This window comes from Actinomycetospora sp. 2LY8.5 (genome assembly GCF_057180585.1).
This window is the reverse complement of sequence record NZ_JBXUHE010000002.1, coordinates 158,341-183,788: the sequence shown is the minus strand read 5'-3', so window position 1 is coordinate 183,788 and position 25,448 is coordinate 158,341. Positions and strand designations below refer to the sequence as shown.

Annotated in this window: 27 protein-coding genes and 2 pseudogenes; 12 read left to right on the top strand and 17 right to left on the bottom strand. The window is 74.8% G+C overall.

The window, feature by feature from the left end:
• Nucleotides 1-118 precede the first annotated feature (118 nt).
• From AC2A1K_RS03215 to AC2A1K_RS03205, 3 genes and pseudogenes are all read left to right on the top strand, one after another.
• Nucleotides 119-1,411 (top strand): magnesium transporter MgtE N-terminal domain-containing protein, encoded by a 1,293-nt coding sequence (locus AC2A1K_RS03215; protein ID WP_483895090.1) that lies wholly within the window; start codon nucleotides 119-121, stop codon nucleotides 1,409-1,411.
• Nucleotides 1,404-1,853: pseudogene (locus AC2A1K_RS03210) on the top strand (DUF1003 domain-containing protein); the annotation flags it as partial. The gene AC2A1K_RS03215 and the pseudogene AC2A1K_RS03210, both read left to right, overlap by 8 nt.
• Nucleotides 1,854-2,246: 393 nt before the next feature.
• Complete coding sequence (locus AC2A1K_RS03205; RefSeq protein WP_483894872.1) at nucleotides 2,247-3,383, top strand: Mrp/NBP35 family ATP-binding protein; 1,137 nt, start codon at nucleotides 2,247-2,249, stop codon at nucleotides 3,381-3,383.
• 585 nt (nucleotides 3,384-3,968) lie between these two features.
• Here AC2A1K_RS03205 and AC2A1K_RS03200 read toward each other — a convergent pair.
• Nucleotides 3,969-4,841 (bottom strand): dioxygenase family protein, encoded by an 873-nt coding sequence (locus AC2A1K_RS03200; RefSeq protein WP_483894871.1) that lies wholly within the window; start codon nucleotides 4,839-4,841, stop codon nucleotides 3,969-3,971.
• A gap of 81 nt (nucleotides 4,842-4,922) precedes the next feature.
• Between AC2A1K_RS03200 and AC2A1K_RS03195 the strand changes: the two genes are divergently transcribed.
• A complete protein-coding gene (locus AC2A1K_RS03195; RefSeq protein ID WP_483894870.1) occupies nucleotides 4,923-5,450 on the top strand; it encodes a MarR family winged helix-turn-helix transcriptional regulator in 528 nt (175 codons plus the stop codon).
• Here the strand turns inward: AC2A1K_RS03195 and AC2A1K_RS03190 are convergent.
• The 5 genes from AC2A1K_RS03190 to sigE all read right to left on the bottom strand — a co-directional run bounded on the left by AC2A1K_RS03190 (nucleotide 5,401) and on the right by sigE (nucleotide 9,924).
• Nucleotides 5,401-6,198, bottom strand: a complete 798-nt coding sequence (locus tag AC2A1K_RS03190) for an adenylate/guanylate cyclase domain-containing protein (protein ID WP_483894869.1) — start codon at nucleotides 6,196-6,198, stop codon at nucleotides 5,401-5,403. The two genes, AC2A1K_RS03195 and AC2A1K_RS03190, sit on opposite strands and share 50 nt — an antisense overlap.
• A gap of 228 nt (nucleotides 6,199-6,426) precedes the next feature.
• Complete coding sequence (gene tatB / locus AC2A1K_RS03185) at nucleotides 6,427-6,855, bottom strand: Sec-independent protein translocase protein TatB (protein WP_483894868.1); 429 nt, start codon at nucleotides 6,853-6,855, stop codon at nucleotides 6,427-6,429.
• Between the two features lie 10 nt (nucleotides 6,856-6,865).
• Nucleotides 6,866-8,566, bottom strand: a complete 1,701-nt coding sequence (locus tag AC2A1K_RS03180; RefSeq protein ID WP_483894867.1) for a S1C family serine protease — start codon at nucleotides 8,564-8,566, stop codon at nucleotides 6,866-6,868.
• 129 nt (nucleotides 8,567-8,695) lie between these two features.
• Nucleotides 8,696-9,319, bottom strand: coding sequence for a zf-HC2 domain-containing protein (locus AC2A1K_RS03175; protein ID WP_483894866.1), 624 nt, complete (start codon nucleotides 9,317-9,319; stop codon nucleotides 8,696-8,698).
• Nucleotides 9,316-9,924: an RNA polymerase sigma factor SigE gene (sigE, locus tag AC2A1K_RS03170; RefSeq protein WP_483894865.1), complete on the bottom strand. Its 609-nt coding sequence runs from the start codon at nucleotides 9,922-9,924 to the stop codon at nucleotides 9,316-9,318. Before sigE ends, AC2A1K_RS03175 begins: the two co-directional genes overlap by 4 nt.
• A 326-nt stretch (nucleotides 9,925-10,250) precedes the next feature.
• Here sigE and AC2A1K_RS03165 point away from each other — a divergent pair, with 326 nt between their 5' ends.
• Nucleotides 10,251-11,033 carry an O-methyltransferase gene (locus AC2A1K_RS03165; protein WP_483894864.1) on the top strand — a complete coding sequence of 261 codons (783 nt, stop codon included), beginning with the start codon at nucleotides 10,251-10,253 and terminating at the stop codon, nucleotides 11,031-11,033.
• On the opposite strand, the gene AC2A1K_RS03160 is transcribed toward AC2A1K_RS03165, so the two are convergent.
• From AC2A1K_RS03160 to AC2A1K_RS03135, 6 genes and pseudogenes are all read right to left on the bottom strand, one after another.
• Entirely contained in the window at nucleotides 11,022-12,701 is a 1,680-nt protein-coding gene (locus AC2A1K_RS03160; RefSeq protein ID WP_483894863.1) for a leucyl aminopeptidase family protein, read from the bottom strand. The genes AC2A1K_RS03165 and AC2A1K_RS03160 overlap by 12 nt on opposite strands.
• A 14-nt stretch (nucleotides 12,702-12,715) precedes the next feature.
• On the bottom strand, nucleotides 12,716-12,883 hold the full coding sequence (locus AC2A1K_RS03155) for a DUF3117 domain-containing protein (RefSeq protein WP_133827309.1): 168 nt from the start codon (nucleotides 12,881-12,883) through the stop codon (nucleotides 12,716-12,718).
• A 151-nt stretch (nucleotides 12,884-13,034) separates the two neighbouring features.
• On the bottom strand, nucleotides 13,035-13,640 hold the full coding sequence (locus AC2A1K_RS03150) for a DNA-3-methyladenine glycosylase I (RefSeq protein ID WP_483894862.1): 606 nt from the start codon (nucleotides 13,638-13,640) through the stop codon (nucleotides 13,035-13,037).
• Nucleotides 13,637-14,098 carry an SRPBCC family protein gene (locus AC2A1K_RS03145; RefSeq protein WP_483894861.1) on the bottom strand — a complete coding sequence of 154 codons (462 nt, stop codon included), beginning with the start codon at nucleotides 14,096-14,098 and terminating at the stop codon, nucleotides 13,637-13,639. Before AC2A1K_RS03145 ends, AC2A1K_RS03150 begins: the two co-directional genes overlap by 4 nt.
• A gap of 260 nt (nucleotides 14,099-14,358) precedes the next feature.
• Nucleotides 14,359-14,655, bottom strand: a pseudogene (locus AC2A1K_RS03140) (DivIVA domain-containing protein); the annotation flags it as partial.
• A gap of 36 nt (nucleotides 14,656-14,691) precedes the next feature.
• Nucleotides 14,692-15,657 (bottom strand): glucosyl-3-phosphoglycerate synthase, encoded by a 966-nt coding sequence (locus tag AC2A1K_RS03135; RefSeq protein WP_483894860.1) that lies wholly within the window; start codon nucleotides 15,655-15,657, stop codon nucleotides 14,692-14,694.
• A 52-nt stretch (nucleotides 15,658-15,709) separates the two neighbouring features.
• Here AC2A1K_RS03135 and folP point away from each other — a divergent pair, with 52 nt between their 5' ends.
• A complete protein-coding gene (gene folP, locus AC2A1K_RS03130; protein WP_483894859.1) occupies nucleotides 15,710-16,600 on the top strand; it encodes a dihydropteroate synthase in 891 nt (296 codons plus the stop codon).
• The gene (locus AC2A1K_RS03125; protein ID WP_483894858.1) at nucleotides 16,600-17,343 is read left to right on the top strand and encodes a dihydrofolate reductase family protein; all 744 of its coding nucleotides are present in this window, start codon (nucleotides 16,600-16,602) and stop codon (nucleotides 17,341-17,343) included. Before folP ends, AC2A1K_RS03125 begins: the two co-directional genes overlap by 1 nt.
• Here the strand turns inward: AC2A1K_RS03125 and AC2A1K_RS03120 are convergent.
• Both AC2A1K_RS03120 and AC2A1K_RS03115 read right to left on the bottom strand, forming a co-directional pair.
• Complete coding sequence (locus AC2A1K_RS03120; protein WP_483894857.1) at nucleotides 17,290-17,871, bottom strand: LOG family protein; 582 nt, start codon at nucleotides 17,869-17,871, stop codon at nucleotides 17,290-17,292. The genes AC2A1K_RS03125 and AC2A1K_RS03120 overlap by 54 nt on opposite strands.
• The gene (locus AC2A1K_RS03115; protein ID WP_483894856.1) at nucleotides 17,868-18,647 is read right to left on the bottom strand and encodes an LOG family protein; all 780 of its coding nucleotides are present in this window, start codon (nucleotides 18,645-18,647) and stop codon (nucleotides 17,868-17,870) included. Before AC2A1K_RS03115 ends, AC2A1K_RS03120 begins: the two co-directional genes overlap by 4 nt.
• A gap of 122 nt (nucleotides 18,648-18,769) precedes the next feature.
• Here AC2A1K_RS03115 and AC2A1K_RS03110 point away from each other — a divergent pair, with 122 nt between their 5' ends.
• Entirely contained in the window at nucleotides 18,770-19,036 is a 267-nt protein-coding gene (locus AC2A1K_RS03110; RefSeq protein ID WP_483894855.1) for a hypothetical protein, read from the top strand.
• A gap of 52 nt (nucleotides 19,037-19,088) precedes the next feature.
• On the opposite strand, the gene dapE is transcribed toward AC2A1K_RS03110, so the two are convergent.
• A complete protein-coding gene (gene dapE, locus AC2A1K_RS03105) occupies nucleotides 19,089-20,138 on the bottom strand; it encodes a succinyl-diaminopimelate desuccinylase (protein ID WP_483894854.1) in 1,050 nt (349 codons plus the stop codon).
• A gap of 79 nt (nucleotides 20,139-20,217) precedes the next feature.
• Nucleotides 20,218-20,400 carry a hypothetical protein gene (locus tag AC2A1K_RS03100; protein WP_483894853.1) on the bottom strand — a complete coding sequence of 61 codons (183 nt, stop codon included), beginning with the start codon at nucleotides 20,398-20,400 and terminating at the stop codon, nucleotides 20,218-20,220.
• 245 nt (nucleotides 20,401-20,645) lie between these two features.
• Here AC2A1K_RS03100 and dapD point away from each other — a divergent pair, with 245 nt between their 5' ends.
• Nucleotides 20,646-21,632 (top strand): 2,3,4,5-tetrahydropyridine-2,6-dicarboxylate N-succinyltransferase, encoded by a 987-nt coding sequence (gene dapD, locus AC2A1K_RS03095; RefSeq protein ID WP_483894852.1) that lies wholly within the window; start codon nucleotides 20,646-20,648, stop codon nucleotides 21,630-21,632.
• Between the two features lie 407 nt (nucleotides 21,633-22,039).
• Here the strand turns inward: dapD and AC2A1K_RS03090 are convergent, their stop codons facing one another.
• Nucleotides 22,040-23,044 (bottom strand): NADP-dependent oxidoreductase, encoded by a 1,005-nt coding sequence (locus AC2A1K_RS03090; RefSeq protein WP_483894851.1) that lies wholly within the window; start codon nucleotides 23,042-23,044, stop codon nucleotides 22,040-22,042.
• A gap of 82 nt (nucleotides 23,045-23,126) precedes the next feature.
• Here AC2A1K_RS03090 and AC2A1K_RS03085 point away from each other — a divergent pair, with 82 nt between their 5' ends.
• From AC2A1K_RS03085 to AC2A1K_RS03075, 3 genes are read left to right on the top strand one after another with little or no spacing between them, the layout of a single operon-like run.
• Nucleotides 23,127-23,675, top strand: a complete 549-nt coding sequence (locus tag AC2A1K_RS03085; RefSeq protein ID WP_483894850.1) for a TetR/AcrR family transcriptional regulator — start codon at nucleotides 23,127-23,129, stop codon at nucleotides 23,673-23,675.
• Nucleotides 23,676-23,684: 9 nt separating this feature from the next.
• Complete coding sequence (locus AC2A1K_RS03080) at nucleotides 23,685-24,167, top strand: cation:proton antiporter regulatory subunit (protein WP_483894849.1); 483 nt, start codon at nucleotides 23,685-23,687, stop codon at nucleotides 24,165-24,167.
• Between the two features lie 7 nt (nucleotides 24,168-24,174).
• Nucleotides 24,175-25,353, top strand: a complete 1,179-nt coding sequence (locus AC2A1K_RS03075; RefSeq protein WP_483894848.1) for a cation:proton antiporter — start codon at nucleotides 24,175-24,177, stop codon at nucleotides 25,351-25,353.
• The last annotated feature ends 95 nt before the right edge of the window (nucleotides 25,354-25,448 follow it).

Here is a 25,448-nt window from a genome sequence, read left to right as displayed (position 1 = left end):
ACCGGCCGATGCTGGCACGCGATCCCGCGGCGCATCGACCGAGGTGGCGACCCTCTCAGAGGTGACTCGATCCAGCTCGGCACCCGATGGCGGTTAGCCTGCTGACGTGACTACCGCCATGGCCAGGGTGTTCGTGGCCCGCATGGTCGGGCTGCCCGTCCTGGGGCCGGACGGGGAGCGGATCGGGCGCGTGCGCGACGCGGTGTGCGCGGTGTCGGTCGGCCCGCGACCGCCCCGCGTGCTCGGCCTCGTCGTCATGGTGGGCTCGCGCCGGCGCATCTTCGTGCCGATGCTGCGGGTCACCGCCATCGACGCGGCCGCGGTCACGCTCGCCACCGGACAGGTCAACCTGCGGGCGTTCGCCCAGCGCCCGAACGAGGTGCTCGTCGTCGGCGAGATGCTCGACGCGCGGGTCCGGGTGGTCGACCACGACGCGGACGCGCAGGTCGTCGACGTGCTGATGGAGCACCAGCGCAGCCGCGACTGGCTCGTCACCCGCGTGGCCGTGCGGGAGCTGGTGGGACGCCTGGGCCGTCGTGGCCCGATCCAGGTGCTGCCGTGGCCGGCGATCTCCGGGCTCTCGCTCGACGAGACCGGGCAGGGCACCGAGCAGCTGTTGTCCACGTTCGAGGACATGCGCCCGGCCGACATCGCGCACGCTCTGATGGACCTGCCGCAGCGCCGTCGCCACGACGTCGCCGACGGCCTGGGCGACGAGCGCCTCGCCGACGTGCTCGAGGAGCTCCCGTCGTCCGAGCAGCAGAACCTGCTGCGCCACCTGTCCACCGAGCGCGCCGCCGACGTGCTCGAGGAGATGGATCCGGACGACGCCGCCGACCTGCTGGCCGACCTCCCCGGAGCCGAGTCCGAGGAGCTGCTCGGGCTGATGGAGCCCGAGGAGTCGGAGCCGGTTCGGCGCCTGCTGACGTACTCGTCGAACACCGCGGGCGGGCTCATGACGCCCGAGCCGATCGTGCTCCAGCCCGGCGCGACGATCGCCGAGGCGCTCGCCCACGTCCGCAACCCGGACATCACCCCGGCGCTGGCCTCGATGGTGTTCGTCTGCCGCCCGCCCACGGCCACGCCGACCGGGCGTTACCTCGGCTGCGTGCACTCCCAGCGGCTGCTGCGCGAAGCGCCCTCGGACCTCGTCGCCGGCGTCCTCGACTCCGAGCTCACGCGCATCGGGCCGGACGCGACGCTCGCCGAGGTCACCCGCTACTTCGCGACCTACAACCTCGTGTGCGGCCCGGTGATCGACGAGGCCGGGCACCTGGTCGGCGCGGTCACCGTCGACGACGTCCTCGACCACCTGCTCCCCGAGGACTGGCGCTCGCAGCCCGATCCCGAACCGACGCCGGCGGCGGCATCCTCCGCGCCCGCCCCGGTGACGGGAGGCGGCCGTGCCTGAGGCGACCTCCCGGCGGCGGCTCGACCAGCCCGCGGGCACCCGCCGCCTGCGCCTGACCGTCGACACCGAGTGGTTCGCGCGCGTCGCCGAGAGCCTCGCCCGCTTCCTCGGGACGGGCACGTTCCTGCTGTGGCAATCGGTCATCGTCGCGACCTGGATCGCGCTGAACGTCTTCGCGATCAGCCTGCGGTGGGACCCGTACCCGTTCATCCTGCTCAACCTGGCGTTCTCGACCCAGGCCGCCTACGCCGCGCCGCTGATCCTGCTCGCGCAGAACCGGCAGGACGACCGCGACCGCGTGTCCCTCGAGGAGGATCGCACGCGCGCCTCCCGCCTCTCGGCCGAGACCGAGTACCTCGCCCGCGAGCTGGCGTCGATGCGCCTGCAGCTCGGCGAGGTCGTCACCCGCGACTACCTGCGCGGCGAGCTCGAGCAGGACCGTGGCGTGCGGGACGGCACCCGCGACCCCGACCGCGCCGACAAGACCGACAAGGCGCTGGAGAAGGCCGTCGCCCGTGCCGTCGACCGGGCCGTGGCCCGCAACCTGGAGCAGGCGCTCGCGCGGGTGCTCGACCAGAGCCGGACCGGGACCTCGCCGGACCCGGATCCCCACCGCAACGGGCACTGACCCGAGCTGGGTGCACGCCGCGTGAAGCACGTGTGACCCCGGAGTGACGGGCGACGCTCCGCGGGCCCGCCGGTGCGCGGGAGGCGACACGTAGCATGGGGAGCAGCTGACGGGGCTCCGGTGCACGCTGGAGGGCCCGTCCCCGGTCCCGGCGCGGGGCGCCGACTCCCCGGGACCGACCTACGCCGAGAAGCCGAGAAGGGTCCGATGGCCGCAGCACCATCCGTCGACGCGATCCGGTCCGCCCTGGCCGGCGTCGAGGATCCCGAGATCCACAAGCCGATCACCGAGCTGGGCATGGTCAAGGACATCAACGTCCTCGACCACGGCAAGGTGGAGGTGGCCGTCTACCTGACCGTCGCCGGCTGCCCGATGAAGGAGACCATCACCCAGCGGGTCACCGACGCGGTGTCCGCGGTGTCCGGGGTCACGGCCGTGTCGGTCGAGCTCGACGTCATGAACGACGAGCAGCGCCGCGAGCTGCGCAAGACCGTGCGCGGCGACACCGACGAACCCGTCATCCCGTTCGCCCAGCCGGGATCGCTCACCCGCGTGTACGCGGTCGCGTCCGGCAAGGGCGGGGTCGGCAAGTCCTCGGTGACGGTCAACCTCGCCGCCGCGATGGCCGAGAAGGGCCTGTCGGTCGGCGTGGTCGACGCCGACATCTACGGCCACTCGGTGCCGCGCATGCTCGGCACGGAGGAACGGCCGACCAAGGTCGACGACATGATCCTGCCGCCGCAGAGCCACGGCGTGAAGGTCATCTCGATCGGCATGTTCACCCCGGGCAACACCCCGGTCGTCTGGCGCGGCCCGATGCTGCACCGCGCGCTGCAGCAGTTCCTCGCCGACGTCTTCTGGGGCGACCTCGACATCCTGCTGCTCGACCTGCCCCCGGGCACCGGCGACATCGCCATCTCGGTCGCGCAGCTGATCCCGAACGCCGAGCTGCTCGTGGTCACCACGCCGCAGCAGGCCGCGTCCGAGGTCGCCGAGCGCGCCGGCGCGATCTCCCTGCAGACCCGCCAGCGCCTCGCCGGCGTCGTCGAGAACATGTCGTGGATGGACATGCCCGACGGCTCCAAGCTCGACCTGTTCGGCTCGGGCGGCGGGCAGGTCGTCGCCGACTCGCTGGCCAAGTCCGTCGGCGGCAACGTCCCGCTCCTGGGGCAGATCCCGATCGACACCCGCCTGCGCGAGGGTGGCGACGCCGGCGTGCCGCTCGTGCTGAGCCGGCCCGAGTCGGCCGCCGGCGCCGCCCTGCGCGCCGTCGCCGAGAAGCTCTCCGTGCGCTCCCGCGGCCTCGCGGGGATGTCGCTGAACATCTCGCCGACCGGCCGGTAGAGGCTGCGCTCGCCCGGCCGCGCAGCCGGCGCCGTTGATGCAGCGAACGCGCCGTTCGCTGCTTCTTAGCGCGCAAAGTCCGCGTTCGCGCCCGCCGGACGCTCCGGCGTGCGATCGATCCCCCGAGCGAACGCGCTGTTCATACGCCTAGAAGCAGCGAACAGCGCGTTCGCTCCCCTTCCCCGGCCCTCAGCGCCAGCGCGCCCGGTAGGCGGCGCGCTGGGCCTTGGTGATCTGCGACGCGACCGCGGTCGACGCGCGCGACGCGGCCGGCCACGCAGCCGGGCGTCGCGATCCGCGAGGAGAGGCGGGACCAGAAGTCCTCCCAGCCGTAGGAGACCAGGGCGGAGTCGTGTACGAAGAAGACGAGAACACTGCGGGGTACGACCCTTCGAGCAGGACGCCGTACCGCGTTCTCGCAGCCGGCGTCACCGAGAGTTGGCGTGTCGGCGCCTCACCCCGCCCAGGGCGGCCATGGCGTTCACTCCTCGACGTCGTTCCCGGGTCAAGCCCGGGGGCACTCGCCCCGGTCGCCGATCGGCATGGTGCGCCGGGTCGACACGCGCCAGCCCGTTCCCGTGACCGTCAGGCCACCTGGAGCGACCGCCGCGACAGGCCCCACATGGTCCCGTCGATCGTCGTGGTCACCGGGCCCTCGGGGTCGGTGGCGGCGCCGAGGGTGACGAACAGCGGCACGAAGTGCTCGGCCGTCGGGTGCGCGTAGGGCATGCCCGGGGCGTCGCGGAAGCGGTGCAGGGTCTCCAGGTCGCCGCGGTCGAGGGCCTCGGCGGCCCAGGCGTCGAAGTCACCGGTCCAGCCCGGGGTGTCCTGCCCGGCGAGCATCTCGCGGGTGAGGAACGGCAGGCCGTGGGTCATGAACCCCGAGCCGATGACCAGCACGCCCTCGCTGCGCAGCTCACGCAGGCACGCGCCGACGGCGAGCAGGCGGTCCGGGTCCTCGGTCGGCAGGCTCATCTGCAGGACGGGCACGTCGCCCAGCGGGTACATGACCTTCAGTGGCACCCAGGCGCCGTGGTCGAGCCCGCGGCGCGACGTGTGGGCAGGCTGCCCGTCGGGCAGGGTCGCGGCCACGCGCTCGGCGAGCGCCGAGGCGTCGGGGGTCGTGTAGGTCATCCGGTAGAAGCGCTCGGCGAACCCGCCGAAGTCGTACACCAGCGGGGTGCCGACCTCGGGGCTCGAGAGCGTCAGCGGGGCCGACTCCCAGTGCGCCGAGACGATGAGGATCGCCTTCGGGGTCGGCAGCCGGTCGGCCCACTCGCCGAGGCGGGTCATCCACTCCGCGTCGTCGAACAGCGGCGGCGCGCCGTGGCTGACGTACAGCGCCGGCAGCGGGCCGTCCTCGGGCCTCCAGGGCGTGCGCAGTGCGGCGCGCTCACGGGCGGCCGGCTCGTAGGCGTCGAACGCCGCACCCGGGTGGGCGGTGGCGAACGGATCCATGGCGACTCCCCGGTCACAATTCGATCCTTCAACTCCCGACGGTACCTGACATAAGTTGAAGCATCAAGTAATGTGGGCGCCATGCACGAGGGGCCCTGGCTGGACGACGACGAGCAGCGCGCGTGGCGGCGCACCGCCGCGGTGATGACGCTCCTCCCCGCGGCGCTGGACGCGCAACTGCAGCGCGACGCCGGGCTGACCCAGTTCTCCTACCTCACGCTGGCCATGCTCTCCGAGACACCGGACCGCACGCTGCCCATGAGCGCGCTCGCGGCCACGGTCAACTCCTCGCTCTCCCGCCTCTCGCATGTCGTCGCGCGCCTGGAGCAGCAGGGCTGGGTGACGCGCGAGCCGTCGCCGGAGAGCGGGCGCGTCACGGTCGCACGGCTCACCGACGCGGGCATGGAGAAGGTCCGCCAGACCGCGCCGGGCCACGCCGCCGAGGTCCGCCGGCTCATCTTCGACGCGCTCGACGGCGAAGGCGTCGCGTCCCTGGCCTGCGTCACCGCGGCGATCCTCGGCCGCCTCGACCCCGCCGGGGGCCTGCGGGCGAACCCCCTCAGCCGCGAGGTCCCCCAGGAACCCGCCGACCGACCCGCCACGGGGTGATGTCGGCGGGCACGCCCTTCCCGCGGCGCCGGCTCAACGGGAACGTCGCGAACTGCCCGCCGTCCAGCAGCGCGCGGGTCGGGCTCGACACGCACACCTCGCCCGGCCCGGCCGCGTCGGTGATCCGGGCGGCGATGTTGACGTCGCGCCCGTAATAGTCCCCGCCGAGCTGCTGCGGGGTGCCGATGTGCACCCCCGCGCGCAGATGCAGGCGGTGCCCCTCGACGTCGAGCTCCCCCACCGCGTCGCGCGCGGCCAGCGCCACCTCCACGGCGTCCGCGACGCTCGGGTGCACGGCCATCAGCCCGTCCCCGAGTCGCTTGACCACGCGGCCGCGGCGGCGCACGAGCGGCTCCACCGCCGCACCGACGCGCCGCAGCGCGTGCACGGCGACGTCGTCGCCGACCTCGAGAGTCCAGTCGGAGAAGCCGGCGAGATCGGTGAACAGCACGACGACGTGCTCGTCGCTGTGGCGCTCCTCGATGCCCGCGTGCGCCTGCCAGACCTGCAGGGCGGTGAGACCGACCTCGCGCAGCACGCTCGGGCGGGTCGCCGCCAGCGGGGCGAGCTGGGCCGCGAGACGGCCCACGGCGTCGTCGCCGGTCGAGAGCGGGTCGCCGTAGGCGGGGTCGCCGGGCAGGCGCGAGCGCGCCCACTCGAGCGCGGCGAGCAGGCGCGGGTCACTGTCGATCCGCCCGGCCGCCTCGAGCATCCGACGGCGCACCGGATCACGCTGATGCGCAAGCATGTTACCGAAAGTAACAGCCGGCCCGGACGGCGTACGAGCTGCGGAGCCCCGTCGTGAGCAGTGACACGACCACCTCTCGCCCCCGCGGCTGATCTCGGTGTCGACCGTTTCGACACACCGCGCCGTCCCTGGAGTCGATGATGCAGGTCCCGTTCGAGGCCGACGACTCCCTCCGCCGCGCCGAGATCGTCTCGCACAACAGCGCGCGGTCAGGTGAACGGACGCGTCTCAGGTGGCGTCCGGGTCGACCGGGGCGATCTCGCCGGGGCCCAGGGGCCGGCTCGTGCTGCGCGGCGGGGCCGGGGCGGACGTGCCGTTCGTGGGCGCCGTCGGTGTGGCGGGCGCCGCCGTCCCGGGGGTCGCCGACCCGCTCCACGTGCCGTCGGCGGGCGGCTCGGCGAACAGGTTCCGGCGTACGGCGCGGCGGGGGTCCAGATCGCGGACCGAGCGCAGGTCCTCGAGGGGCTTGCGCAACTCGTCGAACTCGGGACCGAGCTCCTGGCGCAGCTGGTCGCGCGCGCCGGTCGCGTAGTCGCGGATCGTCCGTACGGTGTTCGCGACCCAGGACGCGGCCGCGGGCAGCCGCTCGGGGCCGAGCACGAACAGCCCGACCAGCGCGAGCACGAGCAGCTCGGGCCAGCCGATGTTGTCGAACATCCCGGCCCCCTTAGAGCGTGACCTGCAGCGTCAGCGGGCGACCCTCGCGCACGACGCCCAGGCTGATCGTCTGGCCGGGCGGGTGCTCGCGCACGGCCACGACGAGCTCGTCGGCGGACGCGATCGGGCGGTCGCCGACCCGCAGCACCACGTCGCCCTCCTGCAGCCCGGCCCGCGACGCCGGCCCGCCCCCGCGAACGTTGAGGATCTGCGCGCCGTCCGCGGTGCCGTCGGTGACCGACTTCGCGTTCACGCCGAGGTCGCTGTGGGCGTAGCCGCCGGTGCGGATGATCGACTGGGCGATCGCGCGGACGTCGTCGATCGGGATGGCGAAGCCGAGGCCGATGGAGCCGCCCTCGCCCCCGCCGAGCGTGCGGATGGCGGTGTTGATCCCGACGACGGCGCCGGAGGTGTCGACCAGCGCACCGCCGGAGTTGCCGGGGTTGATCGCCGCGTCGGTCTGGATGGCGTCGATGACGGGGTTGGCCTCGGCGGACTCGGCGTCGAGACGCACCGGGCGGTCGACCGAGCTGACGATGCCCTCGGTGACCGTGCCGGCGAGGCCGAGCGGCGACCCGATCGCAATGACCCCGTCGCCGGCGCGCAGGTCCGACGAGCGCCCCAGCTGCGCGACGACCGGATTGGCGATGTCGACCTTCACGACGGCGATGTCGGTCTGCGGGTCGCGTCCCACGACGCGCGCGGGCGCCCGCAGGCCGGACGCGAAGACGGCCTCGAGGTTCGCGCGCGGATCGGTGGCCGCGAGCTCGACGACGTGGTTGTTGGTGACGATGTAGCCGTCCGGGGTGAGCACCACGCCCGAACCGGTGCCGCCGCTGCTGCCGGCCTGCAGCTCGAGGGAGACCACGGCGGGGGCGACGCGCCCGGCGACGTCGGCCACCGAGCCCGGCGGGCGCTCCCGCCCGGCCTCGACCGGGGTGAGCGTCGCGCCCGGGTCCACGAGGCTGTCGGCGCCGCCCGCGACGGCCCAGCCGACCACGCCGCCGACCGCTCCGAGCAGCAGCGCCACCGCGGCCAGCAGCGCGAGGGCGGTGGGCGCCACCCGTCGGCCGAGCACCAGCTCGCGGGCCGAGAGCCGCGGGCCCACCGGCCGGGCGGACTCGGCGCGACGCGACTCGCCCAGCGCCGGCCCGCCCAGCTCCGCGCCCGCGTCGGGGTCGCGCCACGGATCGGTGGTGGCGGTCTCGTTCTCCCAGAAGTCGTCCGGGCGCTCGTCGCCAGGATCCACAGCGTCCGGGCGGCGCTCGGGACGCTGCAGCGACGACCCGTCAGGGCCTTCCGGTCGTCCGAACGCCGCGACGAGCGCCGGGGCGGGTGGCTCCCCGCGCCCGGGCGGGCGCGGGCGGCCGCTCTCGCGGTCGGAGAAGCCGCCCTCGACACCCGAGGGGCGACCGAAGACCGCGGCGAGCTCGCGCTCGTCGGCGGCGCGGTGCCCGTTGCCCTGCCCGTTGCCCTGCCCGTTGCCCTGCCCGTTCGCCTGCCCGTTCGCCGGCCCGTTCGCGGTCCCGTTCGTCTGGCCGTTCACGTGCCCGTTCCCCTGGCCGTTCACGTGCCCGTTCCCCTGGGCGGCGCCGTCGCCGCTCGTGTGACCGTTGGTCTGACGGTCGGCGTACGCGGCGGCGTTCGCCTGCTCGCCGTCGTGGCCGGAGGTGTCGGGCTGTGACCCGTGCGGGTCAGTGGGTCCGGTCATCGCGGGTCCCGGGTGGGCAGGCGGGCGGGCCGCTCGAGGGTGCTGCTCATCGCCCCACCACCGTAGAGCCTCGGGGCGCGGCACGCGTCGACACCGTCACAGCGTGCGATCGCAGCGGTGAAGGTCCGGTCAGGGGGCGCCGGGGCCCGGCAGACCGGGGGACGTGCTCGTGTCGTCGCGGACGGCCAGGTCGGCGGCCGCGACCGTGGGCGTGACGTGCGGGGCGATGCCCCCCAGCGCGGGGACGGCGGCTCCGGTCGCGGCCGAGGAGGGCGCGGTGCCGGACACGACCGCCGGCCCGGCGAGCGCCGCGAGCGCGGCCGCGCCGACGACCACCCCGGAGCTCACGGCCACGGGCAGGCCGAGCGTCCGGCGCCGGGGCCGGCGGCGACCACGGTGACCGGTGTCGCCACGCGCCGGCTCGGCGGCGACGACGACCTCGCCGTCGGGACCCACCGCGAGGCCCGCGGGGGCCTGTGGGACGGAGGCGGCGTCGGGGATGTTGCACAGGGTGCTGATCAGCGAGCTCGGGACGGCGGGGCCGCCGGCGGCGCGGACCCGGCGCCGGGCCTGCCGCTGGGCGGCGACCTCGGCGGCGCAGGACAGGCACCGGTCGACGTGCGCGGCGGCGCGCTGCGCCGGCCCGGGCGGCAGCTCGTCGTCGACGAACGCGACGACGGCGTCGAGCGCGAGATGGCCGGCGTCGGTGAACCGCCGCGACCAGCCCGAGCCCCCGGTACGGGCGGAGATCACGCCGAGCTCCGTGGTGAGACGTCACGGGACTCGAGCGCTGCGCGCAGGGCCTGACGCCCGCGGTGGATGCGGCTTCGCACGGTTCCCAGTTTGACACCGAGGGTCGCTGCGATCTCCTCGTACGAGAGACCTTCCACGTCGCAGAGCACGACGGCGGCCCGGAACTCGGGGGCCAGCGAGTCGAGAGCGGCCTGCAGGTCGGGATCGAGGTGGGCCTCCGACCAGACCTGCTCGGGGTCGGGTCCCCCGCCGGGCAAACGGTCGGTGTCCTCGGGGAGGCCCTCCATCCGCAGGCGGGCGCGCCGGCGCACCATGTCAAGGAAGAGGTTGGTCGTGATGCGGTGCAGCCAGCCCTCGAAGGTGCCGGGCTTGTAGCCGGCGAGAGACCGGAACACGCGGATGAAGGTCTCCTGCGTGAGGTCCTCGGCGTCGTGGGCGTCGCCGGTGAGGCGGTAGGCCAGGCGGTAGACCCGGTCGGCGTGCTGGCGCACGACGTCGTCCCAGGTCGGCGGCACCCACGCCTCGGTGTCCGCCGCGAAGGTGTCGTCGGACGTGGCGGTGTGCTCGGGACGATCGAGGAGAGCCGTCCCGCCCGGCACGGACACGCCGGATGAGGACACGCCGGATGAGGACACGCCGGATGAGGACCGGAAGCCATCGGGCACCGGACCGGGGGAGACGGTGTCGGCGGCGGGGGCGGGTCGGTCGGGCATCGGGGTGCGGGCTCCTCGGCTCGGCTGACGGCGGCCGGTCGGGGTACCGGCGGCGTGGGCACCACTCTGGCGGGCCGTCATGTCACAGGGGTGAGGTCGAGCTGAGAGGCCCCTGAGTTTCCGCAGGTGGGCGTGATCCCACCCTCACCCCGACCGTGTGGTCGGCGTGTCGGCGCGGCACGCCGCGTCGTGGGGTCGACTCGATCTAGCCTGCTCGAATGGCGACGGGACGCCCCGGTGGGCGTGATGGCGGGCGCGGGGGCGTGCGCGGCACGTCCCGGCCGCTGCGGGCCGTCCGCAAGCCGGAGGCGAGCGCCCCGGTGGCCACCGACGGGCCCGACGAGTCCGAGGCCGCCGCTCGCGCGCGCACCCGCATCGCCGACCGGGCGGAGGCCTTCCTCGTCGAGGACGAGCTGCTCGCCGGGCTGCGCGAGCGCTCGGCCGCGGAGGGCGTCGTCCCGGTCGCGCCCGCGACCGCGGCGGCCCTGACCTTCCTGGCCGCCTCGACCCGGGCTCGCGCGGTGGTCGAGATCGGCACGGGGCTCGGGCTGAGCACGGTGGCGCTCCTGCGCGGCATGCCCGCCGACGGGCTGCTCACCAGCATCGACCCCGACGGCGAGCGTCAGGTCCGGGCCCGCGCGGCGTGTGCGGACGCCGGGTTCGCGCCCGGCCGCGTCCGGATGATCAAAGGGACGTCGCGCCAGGTGCTGCCGAAGCTCTCGGACACCGGCTACGACCTCGTCGTCGTCGACGGCGTGACCACCGAGTTCCCCCGCGACCTCGAGGCGTCGCTGCGGCTGCTGCGCCCGGGCGGGGTCGTGGTCGTCGACGACGTGCTCTGGCAGGGCCGGCTCGCCGACCCGGTGCGCCGCGAGGCCGTGGCGGGCGCGCTGCGCGAGACCGTGCGGATGGTCCGCGAGGACGAGCGCCTCGTGCCGCTCGTGCTGCCGATCGCCGAGGGTCTGCTCTGCGCGACCCTGCGGGAGACCTCAGCGCCCTGAAGCCCCTGCGGAAGCCCCTGCGGAAGCCCCTGAGGCGCGCCCGACGCAGAACTCGACGAGCGTGCGGGCCGCGAAGCCCGTGGCGCCCTTGGCGACCTCCTCGTGCGGGCTGTCGCAGCGCGCCGGGCCCGCGATGTCGAGGTGGGCCCAGGGCCGCCCGTCGGTGAAGCGGCGCAGGAACAGGGCTGCCGCGATGCCGCCCGGCCCGCCCGGGGCCTGACGGACGTCGGCGATCGTGGAGTCGACGTCCGGGTCGAGGTCGGCGGTCAGCGGCATCGGCCACCACGCCTCCCCCGTTACCGCACCGGCCGCGGCGATCGCCGCGCGCAGCCCCGGGTCGCTGGCGAAGACGCCGCCGGTGCGCACGCCGAGGGCGACCTTCATCGCCCCGGTGAGCGTGGCGACGTCGACGACCACGTCGGGCGCGGGTCCCTCGAGGGCGTAGGCGATCGCGTCGGCGAGCACCATGCGCCCCTCGGCGTCGGTGTTGGTGACCTCGGTGGTGGTGCCGCCGCGGTGGCGCACGACGTCGCCGGGCCGGTACGCCGACCCGGAGACGTGGTTCTCGGCGAGCGGGACGAGCCCGGTGACCCGCACCGGCACGCGCAGCCGGGCGATCGAGCGCAGGGCGGCCACGACCGCGGCGCCGCCGGCGCAGTCGGTGCGCATGTCGGCCATGCCCGCGTTCGGCTTGATCGAGATGCCGCCGGTGTCGAACGTGATGCCCTTGCCGACGAGCACGACGTGGTCTCCTGCGCCGGCCGGCGACCAGCGCAGCTCGAGGAACCGGGGTGGGCGGGACGATCCGCCGCCGACGGCGAGGACACCACCGAAGCCCTCCGCGGCGAGCCAGTCCTCGTCCCGGACGATGACCTCGAGGCCCGCGGAGTCCACAGCGTCGGCGACCAGCGCCGTCGCGGTGTCCGCGAACCAGGCGGGCGACTTCGCGCCCGACGGCGTGTCCGCGAGGTCCCGGGCGCGGGCGGTGGCGGTGGCGAGCTCGACGGCGCGCTCGACGGCGTCGTGGTGCTCGGCGGGGACGTCGACGTGCACCCGCAGCCGCGCCGGGGTGGCGTCGGAGCGGAGGGTGAAGCGGTGGGACCCGACGACGACGCCGAGGGCCAGAGCGGCCCAGTCGTCGGCGGAACCCGGCGCGTCCTCGGGCCGGTCGGGTCGCAGGACCGCGACGCGCTCGGGTGGCTCGTCGCCGTCGCTCCCGTCCCCGGTGGTCCCGTCCCCGGTGGTCACGGCGCTCGCCGGGGCGTCACGCACGGCGCGGACCGCCGCGGCGCCCGCGGCCCGCCAGTCCTGCGCGCGGCCCTCACCGACGCCGACGAGCCAGCTCGCCGGGGCGGCCCCGGGCAGCGCGGCGAGCGACCCCGCCGACGGGCGCCAGCCCGGCGGCGCACCCTCGACGGCATCGTCGCCGCCGGTGGAGTCGGTGGAGTCGGTGGAGTCGGTGGAGTCGGTGGAGTCGGTGGAGTCGGTGGAGTCGGTGGAGTCGGTGGACGTGCGCTCGTCGCGCCGCCGCCACCGCACGGTGGCCGCCATGTCGGCGGCACCGGGAGGGACGTCGGTGGTGAGCACGGCGAGCGGGGTGGGCAGCGCCGGAGCCGCGTACTGCGCGGCGACCGCAGGGTCGGCGGGGTCGGCGCCGTTGCGCCCCACGGAGGTCGGGGTGCTCAGCCGACCACGCCCTGCAGAGCCTCTCGCAGGTCGCCCGCCTCGTCCGCCGTCATCTCGACGACGAGGCGCCCCCCACCCTCGAGCGGCACGCGCATCACGATGCCGCGCCCCTCCTTGGTGACCTCGAGGGGACCGTCACCGGTCCGGGGCTTCATGGCCGCCATAGCGTGCTCCCTCCGCGAGCTGGTCGTCTTCGTTCCCCGTGTCGCCCGCGAGGGCGGCCGGGGAGCGAGCGCCGTGTGACAAGCGACGATTCTTCCCTATGGACCCGACAGGCACGACACCGGAGCGATCATCCGGGCGTGTCCGCCCCGGTCAGGCGCCTTGCGCGTCCCCCACGGCGCCGATCGCGCGGAAGCACCCGGCCACGTGGTCGTCGACCATCCCGGTCGCCTGCATCATCGCGTAGCACGTCGTGGGACCCACGAAGCGGAAGCCGCGGGCACGCAGGGCCTTGGCCAGCGCGGTCGACTCGGGCGTGGTGGCGGGGACGTCCTCGAACCCCGCGGGGGGCACCTGCCGCGCGGGCGGCGCGAACGACCAGAGCAGGGTGTCGAGGTCCTCGCCGCGCTCGGCGAGCCCCAGGACGGCGCGGGCGTTGGCGATCGTCGCCTCGATCTTGGCGCGGTTGCGGACGATCCCCGCGTCGGCGAGCAGGCGCGTGACGTCGTCCTCGTCGAAACGGGCGACCGACTCCGGGTCGAAACCCGCGAACGCGGCGCGGAAGGCCGGCCGCTTGCGCAGGACGATCAGCCACGACAGGCCCGACTGGAACGCCTCGAGGCTGATCCGCTCGTAGAGCGCGTCGCGGCCGCGCAGCTCCCGGCCCCACTCGGTGTCGTGGTACTCGGCGAGCAGGCCGTCACCCGCGCCCCAGGCGCAGCGCCCGACGCCGTCGGTGCCGACGACCGCGGCGGTCACGGCCGGCTCTCGCACCGCCGGGCCAGCGTCCCGAGCGACCGCTGCAGACCCCACGTGAACGCCGGCTTGAGCACCGGCCAGCCCAGGGCCCCGAGCGGGCCGAGCGGCAGGTCGAGCTGCTCGCTCATCGTGAACGTCGAGCCCTCGCGGCCGTCGTCGCCCTCCCGCTCGACCACGGTGAACACGCCGCTGCCGCGCACGATGCTGCCGGTGTGCCGCATGGTCGCCCGGTGCGGCGGGTCCCAGCCGACCAGCTCCATGGTGTCGGTGAGGCCCACCGGACCGAGGCCGGTGAACGCGGACAGGCGCGTCCCGAGGCTCACGCCGTCGCCCTGGGTCACCTTCACCGACGTCCCGAGCATCCAGCCACCCTGGGCCTCCCAGTCGGTGACCTCGCGCCACACCGTCTCGACCGGCGCGTCGACGTCCACCGACACCGTGATCTCGCGTCGCGCCATGTCTCTCCTTGCGATGTCAGCGGCGTGGCGTCGCTGACACTCAACGTCCGTATCGCCACGCGCTCGATCCTGGGGGTGCTCGCTCAGTGCCGCCGGTCGGCGTCGGTCGCGGGGCCGCCGGCCCCCGCCGGCACGGTCGGGTCGGTCGGCGAGGGGTCCGCGACGACGGCGTCCGCGGAGTCGTGCCCCGTGCCCTGCCCCGTGCCCTGCCCCGTGGCGTGCCCGTTCGTCCGCAACACCGCCGCCGGTTCCACGGCCGGGCGGGCCTCCTCGCCGCCCTCCATCGCGTCCACGCGTGCCCGCAGCGCGTCGACCTCCGCGGCGAGGCGTTCGAGCGCCCAGTCGACCTCGCTGCACTTGTAGCCGCGCAGGGTCTGCTGGAACCGCAGGTCGCGCACGTCGCCGCCGGTGAGGTCCCGCGCGGGCAGCCGCGTCGGCGTCGCGCCGGGCGGCATCGGGGCCAGCTCCTCGCCACGACCGAAGACGAACGCAGCGAGCAGGTAGACCGCGGCGGCCACGAGGCCGACCACGATGACGTACACCAGCGCACTGCCCATGGACCCGATCGTAGGTGCCGGGTCCGAGGGTCCCCGTCAGCTCCCGGTCGCCCGCAGTGTCGCGAGCGGTGGGCGGTCGGTCGTGGCGACGGTCCGCTCGTCGGGGAGCCAGTCACCGTCGACGGGGACGAACTGCGTGAGCGGGTCCGCGCCCGGGTGCCCGGGCACGCACCGGCGCACCACGGCGTCGAGCACCTCGGCCGCCGTGGCCCCGAGCGCGCGCAGGGTGCGGTGACGGTGCTTGCGGACGCCGAGGTCGACCTGGGCGATCGCGTCGAGCCCGCGCTCGCGGTGGGTGTCGAGCAGCAGGCCGATCTCGACGCCGTAGCCCGCGGCGAACGGCAGCGACTCGAGCAGCTCGCGGGTCGCGGCATACTCGCCACCCAGCGGCTGCACCACCCCGGCGAGCTCGGGGCGCAGCGACGCGAGCGCGGGGCGCGCCGTGAGCTCGGTGACCCGCCCGCCGCCGGTCAGGGCGGCGTCATGATCGGCCATCCCGGAGGACGGAAGTCGCAGCGGTCTGGCGTAGAAGCCCTTGACCAGCGCGACCCCGTCGACGGTGAGCAGCGGCCCGAGCAGGTTGACGACGAAGTCGGGGCCGAGGTCGACGAGGTCGGAGTCGAGGAACACGACCAGGTCGCCCGACGTCGCGGCGAGCGAGCGCCACAGCACCTCGCCCTTCCCCGGCCGGATCGGGATCTGGGCCAGCACCGGCACGCCGGGCGGCACCGCGTCACGAGAGACCACGCGCGCCCCGGCGGCCCGAGCCCGCTCCACCGTCGCGTCGGTGGAGCCGGAGTCGACCACGACGATCTCGTCGACCAGCGTCCCGAGCAGCGGGCGCACGGCGGCGACCACGCCGCCGACGGTGGCCTCCTCGTCGAGCGCCGGCAGCACCACCGACACCGTCCGGCCCGCCTTCGCGGCGAGCAGTCCGTCGGCGGTCCAGGGCGGGCGCGCCCACGTCCGGCGGGCGAACCACTCCTCGCTGGCGGCCCTCACGCTGCGTCGCTCCTCGTCTCTGGGGATCCTGGAGATCGTGTATCAAGACGGCATGGCGAGCGCCGCGGCCGATCCCACCCTGACGCACATCGTGCTCCGCGGTCGGCACCTCCGCCGTGACCGCGCCCTCATCATGGCGATCGTCAACCGCACGCCCGACTCGTTCTACGACCAGGGCAGCACGTGGGCGCCCGAGGACGCCCGCAAGGCGATCGACGACGCCGTCGCCGCGGGCGCCGACGTCGTCGACCTCGGCGGCGTCCCCGCGAGCCCGGGCCCCGAGGTGTCGGTCACCGAGGAGCTCGACCGGCTACTGCCCACCCTGACCTGGGCCCGCGAGCAGCACCCCGAGCTCGCGATCAGCATCGACACCTACCGGGCCGAGGTCGCGAAGGCCTGCCTCGAGGCGGGGGCCGACCTCGTCAACGACAGCTGGGCGGGCTGGGATCCCGACATCCTGCCGGTCGCCGCCGCCTACGGGGCCGGTTACGTCTGCGCCCACACGGGCGGGCTCACCCCGCGCACCGACCCGGTCCGCCCGACGTACGACGACGTCGTCGGCGACGTCATCGACGTCACCACGGCGCTGGCCGAGCAGGCGGTCGCGGCGGGCGTCCCGCGCGAAGGCCTCCTGCTCGACCCGACGATCGACTTCGGCAAGAACACCCTCCAGAGCCTCGAGGTGCTCCGCGGACTGCCGCGGTTGGTCGCGACGGGGACGCCGGTGCTGCTCGCGATGTCGAACAAGGGCGTCGTCGGCGAGACGCTCGACGTGCCGCTGCACGGGCGCCTGACGGGCACGCTCGCCGCGACGGCGCTCGCGGCGCAGGCCGGGGTGACCATGGTGCGCGCCCACCAGGTCGAGGAGACCCGCCAGACCCTGGAGATGGTCGCGAGCGTGCTCGGCGACCGGCCACCGTCGCGCGCGGAGCGCTGGATGTGATGCAGCAGGTCTGGCCCCTGCCGGCGACGGAGCTCGACGACGCCGGGCTCGAGGAGCTCTACGCCTATCCCTCCGACCGGGACTCCTGGCTCGCGGTGAACGTCGTCAGCTCGCTCGACGGCGGCATCGAGGTCGAGGGGCGCTCGGCGGGGCTCTCGACCCCGGCCGACCGGCGCGTCTTCGCGCTGGCGCACGACCTGGCCGACGTGGTGCTGCTCGGCGCGGGCACCGCCCTCGCCGAGGACTACCCGGGCCTGCGCCCCGACGCCACCGCCAGCGCGCGCCGCGCGCGGCACGGTCTGTCGCCGGTCGCGCCGCTGGCGCTGGTCACCTCGGGGTCGTCGCTGCCGCCCGACGCCACGAGCATCGTCGACGTCGCGGTCCCGTCCATCGTGGTCACGAGCGCGAGGGGCGCCGGGGGGCGCGAGGCGTGGGAGGACGCGGGCGCGCAGGTCATCGTCGCGGGCGAGGCGGACGTCGACCTCGCCGACGCGGTCGCGCAGCTCGCCGCCCGCGGCCTGCGCCGGATCGACTGCGAGGGCGGGCCGGGGATCGTCGGCACGCTGCTCGAACGCGACCTCGTCGACGAGATCCGCGTGAGCTACGCGCCGTTCGCGGTCGCCGGGCGGGCCGCGCGGATGGCCCGCGGCGCCGAGGCGCTGCGCCCGCCCGCGCGCTTCGACGTCGGGTCACTGCTGGTCGACGACGGCACGCTGCTGGTCCGCTACCTGCGGCGTCGCTAGGGCGTCGAGGGCCGTATCCACGGTCGCGGTGCGCACGACGCCCGCCATGCCCCGTTCCGAGACGAACCCGGTGCCGACGAGGCTCTCGAGCCAGGTGAACAGCGGGTCGTAGAAGCCGTCGGGGTCGAGGACGACCACCGGCTTGTCGTGCATCCGCAGGTAGCCCGACGTCCACGCCTCGAACAGCTCCTCGAGCGTGCCGAGCCCGCCGGGCAGGGCGAGCACCGCGTCGCTGCGCGCGTCCATCTCCCCCTTGCGGGTGCGCATGTCGGTGACGACGACGAGCTCGTCGGACCGGTCGTCGGCGACCTCGTGGGCCACCAGCGCCTCGGGGATGACGCCGACCGTGCGCGCCCCGCCCTCACGAGCGGCCCGGGCGACCGCGCCCATCATCGACACGCGTCCGCCGCCGGAGACCAGGCTCCATCCGCGCGCCGCGATCGCCGCGCCGACCTCGCCCGCCAGGGCGAGGTGGCGCTCCGGGACCGGGCCCGACGCGCAGAACACGCAGACCGCGAGCGGCCTCATGAACCGACGACCTCGCGGAAGCCCTCCTCGACGATCTTCACGACCTCGTCGATGTCGTCGGTGAGGTGCACGAGGTCGACGTCCCGCTGACTGATCGTCCCGGCGTCGACGGCCGGCCCCTTCAGCCACTCCAGGAGGCCGCCCCAGTAGCTGCTCCCGAGCAGGACCACGGGGAACCGCGTGACCTTGCCGGTCTGCACGAGCACGAGCGCCTCGAACAGCTCGTCGAGCGTGCCGAACCCGCCGGGCAGGCAGACGAACGCCTGCGCGTACTTGACGAACATCGTCTTGCGGGCGAAGAAGTAGCGGAACCCGACGCCGAGGTCGACCCACGGGTTGAGGCCCTGCTCGAAGGGCAGCTCGATGCCCAGGCCCACCGACAGCCCCCCGGCCTCGGACGCGCCGCGGTTGGCGGCCTCCATCACACCCGGACCGCCGCCGGTGATGACGGCGTAGCCGGCGCGGACCAGCGCCCCGCCCAGCTCCATCCCGAGGGCGTAGTCCGGGTGGTCGCGGGGCGTGCGGGCCGACCCGAACACCGTGACCGCGCGGGGGATCTCGGCGAGGACGCTGAAGCCTTCGACGAACTCGGCCTGGATGCGCTGCAGGCGCCAGGCGTCGGAGTGAACCCAGTCGACGGGACCGCGCGAGTCGAGCAGGCGCTGGTCGGTGGTCGAGCTCAGCCGGGCCGGGTCGCGGTGCTCCGGGCGACGGCGGTCGATGGTCGTCGGGCGGGGCGCCGTCGCGTCCTGGCCCGCCGGGTCGTCGTGGAGCATGCCGACGAGCGTAGGAGCACCACCCGAACGGGGCCGCGCCACGGGGCCGACGGTTTGCACCGGCGCATGCCGCGGCACGCCTGTGGTTGAAAGTCGAACTTCTCCTCGAGGAGGCGTCCACCGTGGCGACGGTCACGCCCCAGGTCGCGATCATCTACTACAGCTCGACCGGCACGACCCACCACTTCGGCGGCGTGATCGTGACCCCGGGCTACACGGACCCGATCCAGTTCCAGGTCGGCAACCCCTACGGCCCCTCGCACGTCGACGGCCAGGGCTCGATCCCGATCTCCGAGGAGACGCGTCAGGCCACCCGGTACGCGGGCCAGCGCATCGCGACCCTGACGCACCAGCTCGTCGCCGGCCGCAGCGAGGTCGCGGCGATCTGAACGAGGGACTCCCTGACTGCGTCGGGGACGGTGAGGGCGACCCTCGCTGCCCCTACAGGCGGGTCAAGTAGGTGCGCAGGGTGTCGCAAGCCTCCGCGATCGCGCCGACGGGGACCGACTCCTCGCGAGTGTGGGCGAGGTTCGGGTCGCCGGGGCCGAAGTTCAGCGCGGGGATGCCGAGGCCGGCGAATCGGGCGACGTCGGTCCAGCCGTACTTGGCCACGGGCGTGGTGCCGGTCGCGCGGACGAAGTCTCGAGCCGCCGGCGCCGAGAGCCCGGGCAGCGCGCCCGGCGCCGCGTCGGTCTCGGTGAGCGCGAAGCCCGCGAAGACCTCGGCGACGTGCGCGCGGGCGTCGTCGAGGGTGCGGTCGGGCGCGAAGCGGAAGTTGACGGTCGTCTCGCACACATCGGGCACGACGTTGCCCGCCACGCCGCCGGCGATCCTCACCGCCTGCAGGCCCTCGCGGTAGCGGCAGCCGTCGATGTCGACCTCGCGCGCCGTGTAGCCGGCCAGCCGGTCCAGCACCGGCGCCGCGGCGTGGATCGCGTTCTCCCCCAGCCACGACCGCGCCGAGTGCGCCCGCAGCCCGCCCGTGCGCACCACCACGCGCAGCGTGCCCTGGCAGCCCGCCTCGACCTGCCCGGACGTGGGCTCGCCGAGCAGGGCGAGGTCGGCGTCGAGCCAGTCGCGGTGCTCGCGCTCGAGGCGCCCGAGGCCGTTGCGCGCGGACTCGATCTCCTCGCAGTCGTAGAGCACCAGCGTCAGGTCGTGCGCCGGTTCGGTGAGCGCCGCCGCGAGGTGCGTCATCACCGCGACCCCGGATTTCATGTCGGACGTGCCGCAGCCGTAGAGCGTCGCGCCGTCGCGCCGCGAGGGGACGTTGTCGGCGATGGGCACGGTGTCGAGGTGCCCGGCGAGCAGGACCCGGCGCGGGCGCCCCAACCGCGTGCGGGCGAGCACCGCCTGCCCCGAGCGCAGCAGCTCCAGGTGCGGCGCCTGGCTGGCCAGCGCGGCCTGCACGGCGTCGGCGAGCGCCTCCTCGTCCCCGGACACGCTCGGCACGTCGACGAGAGCGGCGGTCAGCGACACGGGATCGGCCAACAGGTCGAGGGTGACAGGAGGAGCACTCACACGGCCCGAGGCTAACCGGGTGGTCGGTCTGCAGGAGTGAGGAGTCGTCTCATCGAGCGACGGACCGACGTCCGAGAACGACGAGCGCAACGACAACCAGCACGATCGCCAGTACCGGTACCGCCGACCGGAGCAGACCAAGCACCACCGCCGCCGCAGCCGACCCGGCGACGACCGCCGCCAGCTGCTTCAGCGCCGCCACCCGGCCGCGCGGGCCGCCGGTGACCAGCACCGCGACCGCGCCGGTGAGCGTGCCCGTCAGGTAGGTCGTCGACTCCCCCGCCGCCGACGGTGACGACGTTGCCGGTGACGACCCCGGCGAACGGCCCGCCCAGGCTCGTCACGGCCCACAGGTCGACCACCCCGGAGGCCGCCGCGAGCAGCGTCGAGGCCGCCGCGACCCGAGAGGCTGTGCGCCCGGCGAGGAGCTCGGTCACGTGCGCCTCCCCGGGTGTCGGCCGGATAGCCTGGCGCACGATGAGCACTCCCGCTGCCCCGCGTTCCTCCCGCGCCGTCGGCGTCGGTCTCGCCACCGTGGCCCTCGACGGCACCGTCCTCGACACCTGGTATCCGCTGCCCGAGCTCTCGGACGCCGCGGACGGCATGGCCGAGCAGCCGGGCACGGTCGTCGTGCCGGCCGGCGAGCTCGAGCCCGCCCTGGTCGAGGCGCTGGGCCCCGACGAGGCCCGCGGCGTCGAGGTGGTCGCGGTGCGCACCGTCGCCGACCTCACCGGGCCGCCCGCGTCGGCCTACGACGTCTACCTGCGCCTGCACCTGCTCTCCCACCGCCTCGTGACCCCGCACGGCGTCGACCTCTCGGGCATGTTCGGCCTGCTGGCCAACGTCGTGTGGACCAACCACGGCCCGTGCCCCGTGCCGGAGTTCGAGCGGGTCCGCGCCCGGCTGCGCGCCCGCGGGCCGGTCACCGTCTACTCGGTGGACAAGTTCCCGCGCATGGTCGACTACGTGATCCCGTCGGGGGTGCGGATCGGCGACGCCGACCGCGTGCGCCTCGGCGCCCACCTGGCCGGCGGCACCACGGTGATGCACGAGGGCTTCGTCAACTTCAACGCCGGCACGCTGGGCACCTCGATGGTCGAGGGCCGCATCTCCGGCGGGGTCGTCGTCGGCGACGGCTCCGACGTCGGCGGTGGCGCGTCGATCATGGGGACGCTCTCGGGCGGCGGCAAGGAGGTCATCTCGATCGGCGAGCGCTGCCTGCTCGGCGCCAACGCCGGCATCGGGATCTCGCTGGGCGACGACTGCGTCGTCGAGGCCGGCCTCTACGTCACCGCCGGCACCCGGGTCACCTTGGACGACGGATCGGTGGTCAAGGCCGTCGAGCTCTCCGGGCGCTCCGGCATCCTGCTGCGCCGCGACTCCGTCACCGGTGCCGTCCACGCCCTGCCGCGCACGGAGGGGGCCAAGGTGGAGCTGAACGCGGCCCTGCACGCGAACGACTGATCCCACCGCGGGGGCCGGTGGTGTGGGTGATCCCGGCGCGGGTGCGGATGACGAAGCGCCCGGGCTGGGGTTGGCGCACGTGCCAGCCGGCGAGGTGCTTGACCCGGTGATCATGGCGGCACGAGGCACCCAGCTTGCCGGTCAGCGTGGGCCCACCGTGGGCGTGGTCGCGGGTGTGGTCGGTCCCGGCGCGGTGCGCGAGTGCGCGAGTGCGCGAGTGCGCGACACCACGGCAGCACGGCAGCACGGCAGCACGCAGTGCCGGTCGCGGACCCGGGTCCAGCGGTCGACCCTCGGTGCCGGGGCGGCGGCGCAGCCACTGCTCCGGTCCGGAGTCGGTATCGGGTGGGCGACCGAGGGTGCCGTGCTCGTCGAGGCCGGCCAGCCGGCCGATCCCCTGCTCGGATCTACCCGACCGTCAGCACGATCTTGCCCCGGATGTGCCCCTGGGCCGCGCGCTCGTGGGCCTTGGCGGCGTCGGCGAGCGCGTAGGTGCTGTCGACGGCGACCCGGACGGTGCCCTCGTCGAGCAGCGCGGCGAGCTCGGCGAGCTGGGCGCCGTTGGAGCGCACCTGCGTCGACGAGGTCGTGACGCCGAGCGACGCGACCTCGGCGGGGTCGTACTCCGCGAAGTAGACCGGGAACAGCGCGCCGCCGCGGCGCAGCGTGCGCAGCAGGCGGCCGCTCGCGGACCCCCCGACGGTGTCGAGGACCAGGTCGAGGTCGTGCGCGACCTCCGCGGGACGCTGCCGGGTGTAGTCGACGTACTCGTCGGCGCCGAGGTCGCGCAGGAACGGCTCGTGCGCCCCCGAGGCCACCGCGGTGACGTGCGCGCCCTTCCAGCGCGCCAGCTGCATCGCAAGGTGGCCCACCCCGCCGGCCGCGCCGTTCACCAGGACGGACGCCCCGGAAAGCGGCACCGGGTGGTGCGGGGTCGCCTGGAACGGGTTCGACTCGTCGTGCCCGAGGTCGACGAGGAACTGCCACGCGGTGAGCCCGGCCATCGGCGCCGCGGCGGCGTGCACGTGGTCGAGGGACGCCGGTGTGGGCGCGAGATCGGACACCGGCGCCGTCGCGTACTCCGCGTAGGCCGCGCCGTCCAGGCCGGGGAAGCGCAGCATGCCGAAGACCTCGTCGCCGACCGCGAAGCGCTCGACGTCGCCGGCAACGTCCTCCACCACCCCCGCCACGTCCGTGCCGGGGATCAGCGGCAGCTCCGGGCGGGGCATGACCTCCTCCGGCACACCGGGGAACCCCTCGCGGACGTACCAGTCGGGCGGGTTCACCCCGATCGCGTGGACGCGGACCAGCACCTCCCCCGGCCCGGGCACCGGGACCGGCACCTCCTCGGAGACCAGCACCTCCGGGCCGCCGAACGCGTGCAGCCGGACCGCGCGCATCGTGTCGCTCATCGCTTCCTCCAGGGTCTACCGTTACCGGAGCAGTGCCCCGAATATAACCGGGGCACTGCTCCGATTGTTAAGAGGACGTGGTGTGCGCGCCGACGCGAGGAAGAACTACGACCAGCTGCTCGTGGCCGCCCGCGCGGTCGTCGGGGAGCACGGGGCGGACGCCTCGCTGCGCGACGTCGCCCGCCGGGCGGGCGTCGGGCTCGGCACGCTCTACCGGCACTTCCCGACGCGCGACGCGCTGCTCGACGCCCTGCTGCGCACGCGGTTCGACGAGCTGGCCGCCCGGGCCGCCGAGCTCGGGGGTGCGGCCGAGCCCCGCGACGCGCTCGCGACGTGGCTGCGCGAGTGCGTCGCCTGCACCGTCGAGATCCGGGGCGTGGTGGAGCTGATGGTGGCCGCCATGGAGGACCCCGACTCCGCCCTGCACGCGTCCTGCGTGGCGATGCGCGCCGCGGGCACCGAGCTGCTCACCCGCGCCCAGGCCGACGGCACGGCGCGGGGCGACCTCGACGGCACCGACCTGTTCGCGCTGATCAGTGCCATCGCCTGGCTCGGCGGCCAGCGCGCCATCGCTTCCCGCGCCGACCACCTCCACGAGGTGATCGCGAGCGCGGTCTGGATCGACTCGTAAGGTGGGCGTGTGGACGTCGAGGTGACCCGGCTGCCCGGCATCGGCACCAAGCAGGAGTTCGACACCGCGTCGGGGCGGCGGATCGGGGTGCTGACCCACCGCGACGGCCATCGCGAGCTGCTCGTCTCCGCGCGCGAGGACCCCGACTCCTGCAGCGCGTCGGTCGCGCTCTCCGACGCGGAGGGCCAGGCGCTGGGCACGCTGCTCGGCGCCCCCAACCTCGTCGCGCAGCTGCAGGACCAGCAGCGCGAGGTCGAGGGCATCAGCACCGCGCAGTTCCCGGTCGGCGCCGGCTCGCCGTACGCCGGGCGCACGCTGGGCGCCACGGCGATGCGCTCGCGCACGCACACCTCGATCGTCGCCGTCGTCCGCGACCACGTCGTCTCGCCGTCGCCGGGACCGGACTTCGTGTTCCGGGCGGGCGACCTCGTCGTCGTGGTCGGCACGGGCGAGGGCCTCAGGCAGGCGGCGGCGATCCTCGAGGACGGCTGACCGACACGTGCACGCCTCCGCGCTCTCGCTGATCGAGCTGGGCGCGCTGTTCTTCGCTCTCGGCGTGCTCGGGCGGCTCGCGGGACGCCTGGGCATCTCGCCGGTCCCGCTCTACCTGCTCGGCGGGCTCGCGTTCGGCACCGGCGGCCTCGTACCCCTCGAGGGCACCGAGCCGTTCACGGGCATCGCGAGCGAGGTCGGGGTGGTGCTGCTGCTCCTGCTGCTCGGACTCGAGTACTCGGCGTCCGACCTGGTCGGGGGCCTGCGCCGGTCATGGCTCGCCGGGCTCGTCGACATGGTGCTCAACGCCGCGCCGGGTGCGGTCACGGCGCTGATCCTCGGGTGGGGCCCGCTCGGCGCGCTCGCGATGGCCGGCGTGACGTGGGTGTCGTCGTCGGGGATCGCCGCGAAGCTCCTCGAGGAGCTGGGCCGGCTCGGCAACCGCGAGACGCCCGCCGTGCTCTCGGTCCTCGTCATGGAGGACCTCGCGATGGCCCTCTACCTGCCGATCACGACGGCGGCGCTCGCCGCGCTCGGCCTGGTGGCGGGGCTGCGGACCGTCGCGATCGCGCTGGCCCTGCTCGCCGTGGTCCTCGTCGTCGCGCTGCGGTTCGGGCGGGTGGTGTCGGCGATCGTCGAGTCGCCGAGCTCGGAGGTGTTCCTGCTGCGCGTGCTCGGCGTCGCGCTGCTGGTCGCCGGAATCGCCTCGGAGCTGCAGGTCTCGGCGGGCGTCGGCGCGTTCCTGCTCGGGATCGCGATCTCCGAGGACACCGCCGAGAGCGCCACGAGAGTGCTCGCGCCACTGCGCGACCTGTTCGCCGCGGTGTTCTTCGTGGTGTTCGGACTCAACACCGACCCGCGACAGATCCCGGCGGTGCTGCCGGCCGCGATCGCGCTCGCGGTGGTGTCGACGGCGACGAAGATCGCCGCCGGTTGGTTCGCGGCGCGCCAGATCGGCGTCGGGCGCCTCGGACGATGGCGGGCGGGGGCGGTGCTCGTCGCCCGCGGCGAGTTCTCGATCGTCATCGCGGGGCTCGCCCTGACCACCGGATCGGTCGACCCCGACCTCGCCCCGCTCGCGACGACCTACGTGCTGCTCATGGCCATCCTGGGCCCGGTCGCGGCACGGGTCGTCGAGCCCGTGCACGGCGCGGTCCTGCGCCGCCTGCGTCCGTTCCCGTCGTGAGCCGCTCGCGCAGCACGTTCTTCCGGATCCTCCCCGACGCCGTCGCGGGCATGGCGTGGACGACGTGCCAGCGCATGGGCGGCCACCGCCTCGGC

Coding starts and splice junctions, on each gene's coding strand:
- AC2A1K_RS03215 (WP_483895090.1), top strand. CDS start 119: ATGGCCAGGGTGTTCGTGGCCCGCATGGTCGGGCTGCCCGTCCTGGGG.
- AC2A1K_RS03205 (WP_483894872.1), top strand. CDS start 2,247: ATGGCCGCAGCACCATCCGTCGACGCGATCCGGTCCGCCCTGGCCGGC.
- AC2A1K_RS03200 (WP_483894871.1), bottom strand. CDS start 4,841: ATGGATCCGTTCGCCACCGCCCACCCGGGTGCGGCGTTCGACGCCTAC.
- AC2A1K_RS03195 (WP_483894870.1), top strand. CDS start 4,923: ATGCACGAGGGGCCCTGGCTGGACGACGACGAGCAGCGCGCGTGGCGG.
- AC2A1K_RS03190 (WP_483894869.1), bottom strand. CDS start 6,198: ATGCTTGCGCATCAGCGTGATCCGGTGCGCCGTCGGATGCTCGAGGCG.
- tatB (WP_483894868.1), bottom strand. CDS start 6,855: ATGTTCGACAACATCGGCTGGCCCGAGCTGCTCGTGCTCGCGCTGGTC.
- AC2A1K_RS03180 (WP_483894867.1), bottom strand. CDS start 8,566: ATGACCGGACCCACTGACCCGCACGGGTCACAGCCCGACACCTCCGGC.
- AC2A1K_RS03165 (WP_483894864.1), top strand. CDS start 10,251: ATGGCGACGGGACGCCCCGGTGGGCGTGATGGCGGGCGCGGGGGCGTG.
- AC2A1K_RS03155 (WP_133827309.1), bottom strand. CDS start 12,883: ATGGCGGCCATGAAGCCCCGGACCGGTGACGGTCCCCTCGAGGTCACC.
- AC2A1K_RS03145 (WP_483894861.1), bottom strand. CDS start 14,098: ATGGCGCGACGCGAGATCACGGTGTCGGTGGACGTCGACGCGCCGGTC.
- folP (WP_483894859.1), top strand. CDS start 15,710: ATGGCGAGCGCCGCGGCCGATCCCACCCTGACGCACATCGTGCTCCGC.
- AC2A1K_RS03125 (WP_483894858.1), top strand. CDS start 16,600: ATGCAGCAGGTCTGGCCCCTGCCGGCGACGGAGCTCGACGACGCCGGG.
- AC2A1K_RS03120 (WP_483894857.1), bottom strand. CDS start 17,871: ATGAGGCCGCTCGCGGTCTGCGTGTTCTGCGCGTCGGGCCCGGTCCCG.
- AC2A1K_RS03115 (WP_483894856.1), bottom strand. CDS start 18,647: ATGCTCCACGACGACCCGGCGGGCCAGGACGCGACGGCGCCCCGCCCG.
- dapD (WP_483894852.1), top strand. CDS start 20,646: ATGAGCACTCCCGCTGCCCCGCGTTCCTCCCGCGCCGTCGGCGTCGGT.
- AC2A1K_RS03090 (WP_483894851.1), bottom strand. CDS start 23,044: ATGAGCGACACGATGCGCGCGGTCCGGCTGCACGCGTTCGGCGGCCCG.